Annotated in this window: 11 protein-coding genes; 8 read left to right on the forward strand and 3 right to left on the reverse strand. The window is 40.5% G+C overall.

The window, feature by feature from the left end; genetic code table 11:
* Window positions 1-44 precede the first annotated feature (44 nt).
* The 6 genes from BUF13_RS16035 (at window position 45) to BUF13_RS16060 (ending at window position 5297) form a co-directional block, all read left to right on the forward strand.
* Window positions 45-1631, forward strand: coding sequence for an amidohydrolase family protein (locus BUF13_RS16035; protein WP_073572821.1), 1587 nt, complete (start codon window positions 45-47; stop codon window positions 1629-1631).
* Window positions 1632-1706: 75 nt separating this feature from the next.
* The gene (locus BUF13_RS16040) at window positions 1707-2504 is read left to right on the forward strand and encodes an alpha/beta fold hydrolase (RefSeq protein ID WP_073572822.1); all 798 of its coding nucleotides are present in this window, start codon (window positions 1707-1709) and stop codon (window positions 2502-2504) included.
* Window positions 2505-2607: 103 nt separating this feature from the next.
* Complete coding sequence (locus BUF13_RS16045; RefSeq protein ID WP_073572823.1) at window positions 2608-3060, forward strand: MarR family winged helix-turn-helix transcriptional regulator; 453 nt, start codon at window positions 2608-2610, stop codon at window positions 3058-3060.
* A gap of 78 nt (window positions 3061-3138) precedes the next feature.
* Window positions 3139-3687, forward strand: a complete 549-nt coding sequence (locus BUF13_RS16050) for a YceI family protein (protein WP_073572824.1) — start codon at window positions 3139-3141, stop codon at window positions 3685-3687.
* Window positions 3688-3742: 55 nt separating this feature from the next.
* Complete coding sequence (locus BUF13_RS16055; protein WP_073572825.1) at window positions 3743-4693, forward strand: ring-cleaving dioxygenase; 951 nt, start codon at window positions 3743-3745, stop codon at window positions 4691-4693.
* Complete coding sequence (locus BUF13_RS16060) at window positions 4686-5297, forward strand: alpha/beta hydrolase (RefSeq protein WP_073572826.1); 612 nt, start codon at window positions 4686-4688, stop codon at window positions 5295-5297. Before BUF13_RS16055 ends, BUF13_RS16060 begins: the two co-directional genes overlap by 8 nt.
* 103 nt (window positions 5298-5400) lie before the next feature.
* Here BUF13_RS16060 and BUF13_RS16065 read toward each other — a convergent pair whose 3' ends face one another.
* Both BUF13_RS16065 and BUF13_RS16070 read right to left on the reverse strand, forming a co-directional pair.
* Window positions 5401-8433, reverse strand: coding sequence for an AAA family ATPase (locus tag BUF13_RS16065; protein WP_073572827.1), 3033 nt, complete (start codon window positions 8431-8433; stop codon window positions 5401-5403).
* On the reverse strand, window positions 8430-9665 hold the full coding sequence (locus tag BUF13_RS16070) for a metallophosphoesterase family protein (protein WP_073572828.1): 1236 nt from the start codon (window positions 9663-9665) through the stop codon (window positions 8430-8432). Before BUF13_RS16070 ends, BUF13_RS16065 begins: the two co-directional genes overlap by 4 nt.
* Before the next feature lie 318 nt (window positions 9666-9983).
* Here BUF13_RS16070 and BUF13_RS16080 point away from each other — a divergent pair, with 318 nt between their 5' ends.
* Window positions 9984-10478: a septal ring lytic transglycosylase RlpA family protein gene (locus BUF13_RS16080; protein WP_073572830.1), complete on the forward strand. Its 495-nt coding sequence runs from the start codon at window positions 9984-9986 to the stop codon at window positions 10476-10478.
* A gap of 3 nt (window positions 10479-10481) precedes the next feature.
* On the opposite strand, the gene BUF13_RS16085 is transcribed toward BUF13_RS16080, so the two are convergent.
* The gene (locus BUF13_RS16085) at window positions 10482-10859 is read right to left on the reverse strand and encodes a DoxX family protein (RefSeq protein WP_073572831.1); all 378 of its coding nucleotides are present in this window, start codon (window positions 10857-10859) and stop codon (window positions 10482-10484) included.
* Window positions 10860-11028: 169 nt separating this feature from the next.
* Between BUF13_RS16085 and BUF13_RS16090 the strand changes: the two genes are divergently transcribed.
* A complete protein-coding gene (locus tag BUF13_RS16090) occupies window positions 11029-13311 on the forward strand; it encodes a glycosyl hydrolase family 95 catalytic domain-containing protein (protein ID WP_073572832.1) in 2283 nt (760 codons plus the stop codon).
* The last annotated feature ends 30 nt before the right edge of the window (window positions 13312-13341 follow it).

Here is a 13341-nt window from a genome sequence, read left to right on the forward strand (position 1 = left end):
ATTTTACCCTATCTTATTGCACTAAACATCAACCACCAAACTTTATGTTAAAAAAGATACTAATGACAGCAGTCTTTGCGGTTTTTGCAATGAGTGCTTTTTCACAAATAGAACCTGCCCCAGATAGAAGTGAGGGAGATGGGCCTTATGATAAGTTAATCATTCGTGGCGTTGTCTTGATTGATGGGACTGGAGCACCACCGACAGGTCCTGTAGATATTGTAGTTGAGAAAAACAAGATCACCAGAATCCAGCAAGTAGGATATCCTGGGCTACCTATTCAAGAAGCTAGAAGGCCAAAAGCCGATGAGAACACGAAGGTTTTGGACTTAGAAGGATATTATTTGATGCCAGGCTTTATTGATGCTCATGCTCACATAGGAGGTAGGGGACAAGGTACACCTGCTGAATATGTATACAAACTTTGGATGGCTCATGGAGTGACTACAATTCGTGATCCTTCGGCAGGAAATGGCTTGGACTGGGTATTGAGCGAAAAGAAAAGATCCTTGGCTAACGAAATCGTTGCCCCTAGACTATTGGCTTATACCTCATTTGGTCAAGGAGCTAAAGAGCCAATCGTTACAGCAGAACAAGCGAAAGCTTGGGTAAACGAGAACAAGAATAAAGGTGCGGATGGGATTAAATTTTTCGGAGCGAACCCAGAAGTAATGGAAGCGGCTATATCTGAAAATAAAAGAATCGGCTTAAGATCAGCGATGCACCATCAGCAATTGGATGTAGCAAGATGGAATGTTTTGAATTCTGCCAGAGCAGGTTTGACTTCTATGGAGCACTGGTACGGTTTGCCTGAGGCATTATTTGAAGATCGCACAATTCAGGATTTCAGATTGGATTATAATTACCAAAACGAGCAGCACAGATTTGCTGAGGCTGGTAAACTATGGAAACAAGCTGCTGCTCCATACTCTGAGCATTGGAATAATGTGATGAATGAATTATTGGAATTGGATTTTACTTTGGATCCAACGTTCAATATCTATGAAGCAAATCGTGATTTGATGAGAGCGAGAACTGCAGAATGGCATGATACCTATACTTTGCCTTCTCTGTGGAGATTTTATTCTCCAAGCCGTCAGTCTCACGGATCTTATTGGTTTGATTGGACTACCGAGGAAGAATTGCAGTGGAAAGAAAACTATAGACTTTGGATGACTTTCATCAACGAATATAAAAATCGTGGTGGTCGAGTAACTGCAGGATCTGACTCTGGTTTCATTTATCAATTGTATGGATTTGCTTATATCCGTGAATTGGAATTGTTGAGAGAGGCGGGTTTCCATCCTTTAGAGGTGATTAGGTCCGCAACTATGTATGGTGCAGAGGCATTGGGTATGGAGGAGTCAATAGGAACTGTGGAAGTTGGGAAGTTGGCTGACTTTGTGATTTTGGAAGAAAATCCACTTCAAAACTTGAAAGTTCTCTATGGAACTGGAGCCATCAGAATAGATGAAAACAACAAGCCTGTTCGTGTTGGTGGAGTGAAGTATACAGTAAAAGACGGAATCGTATATGATGCTAAAAAGCTATTGGAAGACGTTAAGAAAATAGTTGATGCAGCAAAGGCTGAAGAAAATGCAACTATTACTCAACCGGGTTTAGACTGGTAAGTCTCAACTATTCCAAATAAATTGGGTTGGTGATCAAATATTACCAACCCTTTTTTTATCTAAAACAATTATGTAATGCCGCAAATTGAAGTAAATGGAGTTCAAATTTTTTATGTGGAGGAAGGAAGTGGAAAGGAGACTATCGTTTTTTCTCACGGTTTATTATGGAGCCAACGAATGTTTCGTGCCCAGATCGAGGAGCTTTCCAAAAATTATAGGGTAATCGCCTACGATCATAGAGGACAAGGTCAAAGTGAGGTTAAAGCTCCTTTTGATATGGATACTTTGTACTCTGATGCCTTGGAGCTAATCAAAAAGCTCGGGAATGGGAAAGTTCATTTTGCAGGTTTATCGATGGGAGGTTTTGTTGGAATGAGATTGGCTGCAAGGAATCCCGAACTGATCAAAAGCTTGATTCTTTTAGAAACCTCTGCCAATAGTGAACCAGTAGAGAATGTTCCTAAATACAAAACACTCAATGGAGTGGTTAAACTTTTGGGTGTGATTTCTCCCGTTGCCAATAAAGTTATGAAAATCATGTTTGCAGAATCTTGGCTGTCAAATCCTAAAAACAAGGAAGAGGTTAAGTTTTGGAAAAAAGAGATGATGACTAATAAAAGGACCATCACTGGCCCAGTTGATGGAGTGATCTACAGAAATGGAGTAGAGGATGAGTTGTTAAATATTTTTTGCCCAACGATGGTAATCGTTGGAGATGAGGATGTGGCAACTAAACCAGAAAAGGCTAAATTCATTCAAATGTCCATCAAAAATGCCAAACTTCATCGAGTTACCGGGGCAGGACATAGTAGTTGCATCGAAAAACCAGAGGTGGTCAATCAGTTGGTTTCTGAATGGTTGGATGTTTTTTAAAATATAAGTAGCTGTAAATCAATGTCATTTTAAATTTTTTTTGAAAATGTGAAACCTTTTTCTACATTTGTATGTATATACATTAAATACAAAGGAAAATAAAATGGGAACGATAGAAGAAGCTATACAGCAAAAGGAGTTTAAAGACCCTTTCAACAAGTTGGTGGTGAACCTGTTGTATACTCATAGTTATTTGGTGACAGCTCAATCCAAGATGTTTAAGCCAAATGATATTTCTCCAGAGCAATACAATGTATTGAGAATCTTGAGAGGACAAAAGGGGAAACCGATTACTGTTTCATCTATTCAGGACAGAATGCTCAACAAAATGTCAAATGCATCTCGTTTAGTAGAGAAACTGAAAAACAAAGGTTTGGTAGAAAGGAATGAATGCCCTGCTGATAGAAGGCAAGTTGATATCTTAATAACTCAAAAGGGTATGGAGTTGCTTTGTACCGTTGAAAAGAGTGTGGAAGATTTCAATCAGGAAATCGTTCATCTTTCTGAAGAAGAAGCAAATGTATTAAATGGCCTTTTGGACAAATTGAGAGGTTAAAAAAATTTGACAATAAATATGTCTATACATATAATGTAAATACAAAAAAAAATAATTTCAACTTTAAATAACAACACAATGAAAACTGCAAAATGGATTATTGACCCAACTCACTCAGAAGTTTCTTTCAAAGTAAAACACCTAGTGATTTCAACTGTAACAGGTTATTTCAGAGAATTTGAAGGTTCTGCTGAATCTGCATCTGAGGATTTTGATGGAGCTACTGTAGCTTTCTCCGCATCTATCGATAGCATCGATACCAACCAAAAAGACAGAGACAATCACTTGAAATCAGCTGATTTCTTTGATGCAGCAAATCATCCAAAGTTATCTTTCGAAGGAACCATCAAGAATGATGGCGGAGATTACAAATTGATTGGTAACTTGACTATGAGAGAGACCACCAAAGAAGTTACTTTGGATGTAGACTTTGGTGGAGTAGCTGGTGATCCTTACGGTCAAACCAAAGCTGGTTTTGAAATCGAAGGAAAAGTTAACAGAAAAGACTTTGGTCTATCTTGGTCTGCAGTTACCGAAGCTGGTAGCGTAGTAGTAAGTGATCAAGTTAGATTGATTTTAAGCGTGCAGCTTGTCAAACAAGAAGTAACTGAAGAGGCAACTGCCTAATTCTTCAAAGCTGCCCTAGGGCAGCTTTTTTTATCAAAAAACAAAACTCAATCTCATGAAAACGCTCGTCACAGGAATACATCATATCACTGCCATTGCAGGAAATCCTCAAGCTAATATAGATTTCTATACAGGGGTTCTTGGACTAAGATTGGTTAAGAAAACTATCAATTTTGATGCTCCAGATGTTTACCATTTCTATTTCGGAGATGAATTGGGGCAGCCGGGGACAATCTTTACTACATTCCCATTTACTGGTGCTAGAAGAGGGCGAAAAGGAGTCGGAGAATTAACTTATACTGCTTTTTCAATTGGGAAGGACTCTCTTGAATTTTGGAGAGAGAGGCTGAAGAAGTTTGGAGTAGCGATATCTGATACTTTGACAAGATTCGGTGTTGAATTGATCAGATTTGAAGATCATGACGGGATGGGAATCGAGTTGGTAGCAAATGACGAGGATTCTAGACCCGGTTGGACTTATGGACAGATTCCTTTGGAGCATAGTCTCAAAGGTTTTTATGGGGCAACACTCAATCTTCGAGCAAAAGAGTTGACTGAAAAGCTACTTGTGAATCATATGAATTATCATTCCATCTCTGAAGAGGGAAATAGATTTAGATATGGAACAGAGGGGAAACCTGGAGATATCGTGGATATCCTAGTTGACAAAGAAGGCCCTCATGGAATGCAAAGTGCTGGGACTGTTCATCACATAGCTTTCCGTACTGAAAATGCTGCAAGTCAGCTTGAGGTTCAACAAATCCTCCTAGAAAACGGTTATCATGTCACAGAGGTGAAGGATAGAAATTATTTCACATCTATCTATTTCCGTGAACCAGGAGGAGTGCTATTCGAAATAGCTACTGACGAACCGGGATTTGCTATAGATGAGGATGAAGCACATTTGGGAGAATTGGTAAAACTTCCAGAATGGGCTGAGCCTTCTAGAGAAAAAATTGAAAAAAGTCTGACTCCGGTCACTTTGGACCCAATGAAATATGAATGAGTTGATTCAAGCAGGTAAACCAATCGCTCAAGCGGAGAAGGTTGCAATACTCCTCCATGGTAGGGGGGCAAGTGCCCAAAGTATTTTGTCTCTTCAACAGTATTTAAACATGGAGGAGTTTGCACTTTTGGCTCCACAAGCGAGTGGGAATACCTGGTATCCTTACAGTTTTATGGCTCCTGATTCCAGTAATGCTACTGCTTTGGAAAAATCTCTGGAAACAGTTGATGAAGCGTTTCAATTTGCAATCAAGCAAGGGGTCAAGCCTGAAAATATTTACTTCATTGGGTTCTCTCAAGGGGCCTGTTTAAGTTTGGAATATGCTGCACTCCATGCTCAAAAGCTTGGCGGAGTGATCGCTTTTACAGGTGGAATGATTGGAGAAAAACTGAAGTCTGCCAAATATTCGGGTGATTTCGAATCTACTCCGATATTTATTGGAAGTAGCAAAAGGGATTTCCATGTTCCCTTAGTGAGGATTCAAGAATCAGCCGAATTATTGGAAGAAATGGGAGCTCAAATCAAAACTTTGCTCTTTGAAGACGGAGATCATACCATTCGTCAAGATGAGATTGACTGGGTAAACAAGAATATGTTACCTTAAGAAAAATTGGTTTTCTTAGTTCAAAAAGTCTTCCGGAATCTTTCCGGAGGACTTTTTTTTACTGCCTTTTGCCCAAGTTTCGGTTTCCTCAGACCAGATTGTTTCAATAAGAATAACTCACCTGAGAGCCTTTCTCTTGATCGAGTTCTACTTTGGCGAATACTCCGATTTCCTGCTGCAATTCTTCCACGTGACTGATGATGCCAACGATTCGGTTTTCATGTCTCAGGGATTTTAGTGTTTCAAAAACGACCCGTAGGGCATTTCTATCCAAAGCGCCAAATCCTTCATCCAAGAAGAAAAAGCTTTGATCGGCTTGATTGAGTGCTTTGATCTTTTCTGCCAAAGCCAATGCAAGGCATAAAGAAGCTTGGAAAGTCTGTCCACCTGAAAGAGTTTTTAGCAAGCGTCTTTTACCACCGTTCAGGTAATCAATCACCCAGAAAGTATTGTCATCATCGATTTCTAGGCTGAGACTGTTTTTGCTCAGCTTCATAAATCTCAGATTGGCTGTATTGCAAAGTTCCTTGAGGTAAATAGAACTGACATATTTGACGAATCCAGATCCTTTGAAAAGCCGCTCCAATTCTCTGAGATAGGTTTCCCTTTTTTCAACCTTCTCTTTAGTCTGGGTGAGTTGCAGTTTTTCTTGAAGCTTTTCCTTGATGATTTTAATTTCCTCTTCAAGTAATGCCGCTCGTTTTCGACTTTCTTCAGCAGCAGATTTCAACAAATGGAATTTGGCCTTGGATTGCAAGAATTGCTCTTCTTGGAATTCAACTACTTCTTTTTCCTGCTCCAGTTCTGAGATCCTACTTTCTGCCAAAGCCAATCTTTGATCAAACTGCTGGATCTCTTTGGCAACTTTCTCTGCATCCAGGGAATGCTCAAACAAGCGAATCAATCTAGCTTCGTCCTCAAATCCATGTTCGGTCTTGAGGTTTTCAAATTCTGATTGGAGCTTGGATAATTTTGAATCGGCTTGTTCTAATTGAAGTTTGAAATTTTTTAGATCAGCCTGATTGGTGGTTTGCTTGGTCTTGACCTCCTGCAAATGAGCAACCTTTCCTTCCCAGTCTTTCAAGGCATTTTCAATATCCTTCTCCACCTTGGAGATAGCAGCATCGATTTCATGGACTCCTCTTGAGAAAAAAACTTTGCAGAATGTGGGGTCTTGGAGATCTTTTTCCTTGGATTGAATTTGAGAAGAAAAGGTCTCTTTTTTCAATTGAGCCTGTTGAAAAGCGGCTTGCTCCATATCCAGTTTTTCACGATTTGCTTGCCAATTCTTTCTAATCTCCTGCTGTGCCTTTAGGATAGATTCCCTTTGCTGATGGCTATTTTCCAAAGAGGCTATTTTCTCCTCCAAAGATGAACTATCTGTGATTCCAAGTTGATTGACTTGGTTTAGCACATTTGAAAGCTTTTCATCCAATTGAAGTTTTTCCTGTCCCTTGCTTTGGATGTTTCTTCGATGATTATCCAGATACAATTGCTGCTCTTTGAGCTGCTGGATCAGGTGTAAAATGTCTTCCATGACATTCTTTTCCTCACTTAATCGCAAATCCATTTGCCGAGCCTCCTTTTCCTGTTTTTCTGCACTCAGCGGATTGGGATGTTCTGCAGCACCACATAGAGGACATGGTTTTCCATCTTCCAAAAGATGCGCATGAGCATGTAGCCCCATATTTCGGAGGGCATTTTCACGCATTTTTTCAACCTCGGAAATCCGCTTTTTTTGCTCTTGAAGCCAGTCTTCTACTTTCTCGAAATCAGAGGGGATTTTGGATTGAAGTCTTTCTAATGTCTGGGAAACCACCTTTTCCTCTGACTCAAATTGTTTCAATAATTTTTGCTGATGCCCAATTTGCTCATCCAGATCTTTCCATTGCCTTTGAAAGGATTTGAGATCAGCCAAATTACTTGAATCGGCAACAGGCAAAGAATCCAACTCCCTATCCAAATTTTGAGACTGTGAATCCAGATTGGATTGAGTTTCCTGCAATGAATCTATGGAAGGCTTTAATGTCTCCAAATGAGCCTGACTTTGTGCAAGACCCTCTTGGAGCTGTTTGATTTCGATCACTTTTTTGAGATCCCGAATCTTTCCTTCCCTTTGGGGACGATTTTGGTTTTTCTGCTTCAGCTCCTTTTCCTCAACTTCGAGTTGAAGGATTTCCTTTTCAAATTCTACTTCAAATCGGCTGCAGTCTGTAATGCTAACCTGGAATTTCTCTCGGTCTTTTTTGAGATCATTGATTTGATTCCAGATCGGGCGAAGATGATTTTTTGCGGTGATGAATTCCTGATGAAGAAGTCGTTGTTTGTCGATTTGTGGCTTTTGCTCGACAAGTTCTTTCCTCATTCTTTTGAACTCAATCCAGCTTGCATGTTTCTCCTGAAATTTCTCCAATTGACGAAGCTGGGCGTCTAAATCATTCACCTCTTTGCCTACTTGATCAGACTCGGTCTTTATTTTTTCAAGGAGCTCAGACTTTTCTGATAATTGCTCGGAAGAGTATTCCTCCAAGGTTTGGATTTTGGCTTCTAAACGTATTTTTTCATCCTTTACCTCGCGAAGTAAAGTTCCCGTTTTTCCAGAAAGATCAAATCGCTCCAAGCCAAAAAGCTCCTTCATCATCTCGGCTCGTGGTCCAGGAGTCAAATCAATGAATTCCCTGAATTTTCCCTGCGGAATGATGACTGTTTGCTTGAAATGCTCCTTTTTCATTCCAATAATATCCTCCGCCCGAAGTTCTAAAGGAGTCCAATCCGAACCGGATTTCTCATAAAAAGTATGCGTAGCGGGATCTACTTTTTCGGGATCTTTCTTGTTCCTTTTGGCTTCATATCGAGCCAAGAAGGTCTTCGAATTATTTTTCCCCGCATGAAAAGTAAAATTGATCAGAAGCTGATCGCTTTGAAGATTGAGCATGGAATTTTTCTCTCCTCGATCGGAAAGCCTTTCTGTACTTCCATAAAGCGCCAATAGGATTCCTTCCAGAATGGAGGATTTTCCACTTCCCACTGCTCCAAAAATTCCAAACAAACCAGCAGCAGTCAATTGGTTGAAGTTGATACTTTGTCTTTCACGATAGGAGTATAGTCCCTGAATGTCTAATTGAACTGGAATCATGCTTTTGCTTCCTGACTGATTACTTCTTTAAAAATTTCCAAAAGTTCCTCATTGGGCTTTTGGCCTCTTTCGCTTTGATGATACAACTTGAAAAGGCTGACCATGTCTTTCTCTAAATCCTCTGCCTTCAAGCTGAAATCCTCTTTTCCTGTTGGGTTTTTGATCTGAGGAATTAAGTTGACGATTCCGTCATGAGCTTTCAGAATTGCCTTTCTGGTAGCAGCGTCAATAGAATGCTCGGTGATGAAAGTGAGCTCCACAAAACAATAAGGATTTTGCTCCAACCAGTCCAAGGTATCAGCCAATTGATCAAAAGTCTTTCGATAAAGTGGCCGGCCATGCTTGAGACCAATGGCTGTGGTCTCAGCTGGGGAATCCGGTTTCAAATCAACAATCACCACTTTTTTCTCCTGATCAGCTTCCGAAAAAGAGTAGGCCAAAGGAGAACTGGAATAAATCACTGGGCAAGGTTCCTTGGAAACTGTCTGAAATCGATGCAAATGTCCCAAAGCCGCATATTGAATTTGGTTGGGGATGTTTTGCGTAAAAAGTGCCTGAGTTCCCCCAACGTGAAGAATAGGTCTCTCGGATTCCGGTTCGGCATCGGCAGGGATTTTGGCTCCTTCTTGAACAAAAAAGAAATGGCCCATATATAGGTTTACGCCATTTGAGTCACAATAGGTATCAGCCAATTTTCGCCATTTGTCTGAAAGAATATTTCGGAATTCTGCTTCGCGATCTCCCTCTCCCAAATAAGTTTTGAGGCTCACTTCATTTGCATAGGGTGCTAAGATAATTCGAATGGGAAATGGGTGCTGAGGAAGTTTGAGCTCAACAAATCCAGACTCGGAATTAATAATCTCCAGTCCTGATTCTAATTTCCCCGTGGGTATTACCGAATCATACCTACTATAAAACAGGATTCCCATTTCTCTAGCCAAAGGATCCGGAGCCTCTACAAACTGGGTACTGTCATGATTTCCGGAAATGGCAATGATGGGTCTGGTGCCGTTTTTGGAAAGTTTGTGGAGGGATTTGTAAAATAATTCTACCGCTTCATGAGATGGGTTAAAAGAATCGAAAATATCACCTGCTAAAAGTACCAGGTCTACATTTTCATCTTCAGCGATTTGGAGGATTTCGTCCAAAACAAGCTTCTGCTCCTCCAATCTGGAGAATTCCTGAAGCCTTTTTCCCAAATGCCAATCTGCAGTATGTAATAGTTTAAGCATAAATTTTACTTGTTTCCCACCTATTAATCATGATTCAAATCAATTATGAAATACGCAAATCGAATGATAAGAAATTCGATTTGCGTCATAACAATGTGATTGGGTTAAATCTCTTTTCTCCAATCTCCAATCTCCGATAAGGAAAAGTCTCTGATTTTTGAATCCCAAAGACACAATGAAATAGGTTTCCAAGTATCGGTGGAGGATTTGAATATTCAACTAAGATACCTTGTAGGCCTTCCTTCTACAAATGAAATCAGGGCTTCCGTCAGCAATTGGCATTTTTGTTGAATAGGAGTTGGGAATGTCATTTTAGTGATGCGAGTATTATTCAGTGTTTTGTTGGTTTTGGGCTTGTCTTTGGGGGCATTGGCTCAAGAAGTTGATTCAGTTAGAGTTCAGACTGGGGTTGCCAGTTATTATGGGAAACGTTTTCACCAGAGGAAAACTGCCAATGGCGAGATTTTTAATATGGATAGCTTAACTGCTGCGCATAAATATTTGCCATTCAATACTTGGGTGAAAGTGACACGTTTGGATACCCAAGATTCTGTTTGGGTAAGGATCAATGACCGGCTTCCCAAGACATCAAAAAGAATTATTGATCTATCGCGGAGAGCAGGGACAGAATTGGATATGGGAGATGTGGGAATTACAAAGGTATCTCTTCAAGTAGGTTCTATCAATGAAATGAATGCCTTGTATTCTCATTTTGGGGGAGACCCACCAGGAACATTAAGGCTTCGTATGTACGAGCAGCCAATTCGCCTAATTGCACGGCCTAAGGATTGGTGCTGGAATTTGGGGTGTTAATTTTTACCCCATCTCCTGATACCTAAACCAAGCAACTACCAAACATAAAATCAAAGCCAAAACAATCTTAGGAAGTTTTTTGGTGTTGTGGGTTTTGAACTGAAAGAATGCGGCCCCTACCATTACCAATCCTAAGGATAAAGCTGAAACAGGTGTAAGGATCGGAAGAATTCCTGTAAGCCAAGGAAGGATTAAGCCAACAATTCCCAAAAACTCCAATATGGCGAGAATTCTAATGGGAGTAGGACTACCTCCAGAAGGTACGAGATGATATTGAACCAGCTTTTCTGTAGGGGTTAGTAATTTCATTTTAGCAGGTCCAAAAAACCAATAGACCAAATAGACTTGAATTGCCCAAAGTATAATGTTCCCGATGTTCATTTTCTGAATTTTTTAAGTCAATTAAATTACTAATTAATCTGAAATATTTTTTTGGTCAAATGCACTAAAATTTGATATATGACATCATTTCACTTCCAAAAAATGATACCTTCGGGAATCCGAATTTGAATTAATCAATTCTCCTTATTCCTATTTTAAAACCGCCTCTATGAAAACAATTTGGTCCCTTTTCCTTTTAGCCATTCTATTTTCTTGTAGTCCAAATCAGGATGTTAAAATGCTTCCCGATTTGACTCCATACAATTTGGAGTTTGATTATCTCCCTACGACTTGGGATGAAGGGCTTCCATTGGGAAATGGCCAAATCGGAGCTCTCATTTGGCAAAAAGAAGACAAACTCAGGCTCTCGTTGGACCACGTAGATCTTTGGGATGAGCGAAAAATGGAAAACCTCCAAGGTGAGCCATATAAATATTCCTGGGTGAAAGAGCAATGGGAAAGTGACACCTATAAAAATGTGCAGGACCTATTTGATGCGCCTTATGATAAAGCACCAGCACCATCCAAAATCCCGGGGGGAGCTTTGGAATTTGCAACTTCTAGTCTGGGAAAAGTGAAAAAGAGCACCCTTTATATTGCTACTGGAACAGGTGAGGTTCAGTGGGAATCAGGTGCAAGTTTGAGGACCTATGTTCATGCAGCAAATCCTATCGGCTGGTTCAAGTTTGAAGGGATAAAAGAGGAAAGCTTTTCTCCAGAATTGATGATTCCTGCCTATAACCTTCCAGGTGAATCAGAGGCGGACAATCCTGTGACTGGTCAAGACTTGAGAAGGCTGGGCTATCCAGAAGGGCTGGTAGAAGATTTGGAAAACGGGAAAGTTTATACCCAAAAAGGATATGGCGATTTTGAATATCAAATCACTGTGAGATGGAAAAAAAACAACTCTGGTTTGGAAGGCGTTTGGGCCATCAGTACCAATTTGGAAGGAAAACAAAATTCAAAGGAACTGACTCTAGAAGCATTGGAAAAGGGGTTTTTGGCTTCATTTCCAACGCATTCTGAATGGTGGAATTCTTTCTGGAGCAAGTCCAATATTTCCATTCCTGATTCTGTATTACAAAGACAATGGTATCTGGAGCAATATAAATTTGCATCAGCAGCTAGAGAAAATACTCCGCCGATTTCCCTTCAGGCAGTTTGGACGGCAGATAATGGGAAACTTCCGCCTTGGAAAGGTGACTTTCACCATGATCTGAATACCCAATTAAGCTATTGGCCAAGCTATACTGCCAATCATCTGGATTTGTCGAAAGGCTTTTTGAACTGGCTTTGGAAGAACTATCCGACATTCAAGGAATACACCAAGACTTATTATGAATCTGATGGACTCAATGTTCCGGGTGTGAGCACTTTGACCGGGGCACCTATGGGTGGATGGATTCAGTATGCATTTGGTCCAACGGTTTCGGGATGGCTTTCCCATCACTTCTACTTGCAGTGGAGATATAGCATGGATAGGGAGTTTTTGGAAAATGAGGCCTATCCTTGGTTCAAAGAAGTGGCGATTTATTTCGATGAGATTTCTGAAAAAAATGAGCAAGGAATGAGAAAACTACCCATTTCTGCCTCGCCAGAAGTTCACAATAATAGTCGTCAGGCTTGGTTTGGAGAGACAACCAATTTTGACTTGGCAAATATCCGATTCGTATATACCAAAGCTGCTGAATTAGCCAGAGAGCTGGGGAATGAACAGGAGGCTGAAAAATGGGAACGTATTTTGGCAGAATGGCCAGACTTTGCAGTAGGAGAAACAGGGATGTTGTTAGCACCTAATATTCCTTTGGAAAATTCACATAGACACTTTTCTCACCTGATGGCGATTCATCCATTGAGTTTGATCAATTGGTCGGATGGAGAAAAGGCGCAGGATATTATCCGTAAAACAGCCCAGCATCTAAAGACTACGGGTTCCTCAGCTTGGGTTGGTTATTCTTTTAGCTGGCAGGGGAATGTGCAGGCAAGGATGCTGGATGGTGAAGGAGCGGCTGAGACTTTGAGGATTTTCGCAACAAGCTTTTGCCTTCCGAATAGTTTCCATGTGAACGGAGATCAGTCTGGAAAAGGATACTCGAATTACAAATACAGACCATTTACTTTGGAAGGGAACTTTGCCTTTGCCTCTGGGGTACAGGAAATGTTGATCCAAAGTCATGAGGATTTTATTCGCTTGTTTCCAGCGGTGCCTTCTGCTTGGGAAAATGTTTCCTTCGATGGATTCTTGACTCAAGGAGCTTTTCAGGTTTCTGCAACCAAGGTGAATGGATCACAAATCACAGCTAATATCTCTGCTCCAAAAGGAGGAAAAATAAGAATCCTAAATCCAATTGAAGGGACTTGTCAAGTGAATGGCGAAAGCTTGGATGCTGGAGAAGTTTGGGAAAAGGAAATGAATCCAGGAGAGTCTATCAAGCTTTCATTCGTAAAATAGGCTTGAGGATTTTATCTTTAGCAAAGACCA

The sequence above is a fragment of the Algoriphagus zhangzhouensis genome, assembly GCF_900148515.1.
Taxonomy (GTDB): Bacteria; Bacteroidota; Bacteroidia; order Cytophagales; family Cyclobacteriaceae; genus Algoriphagus; species Algoriphagus zhangzhouensis.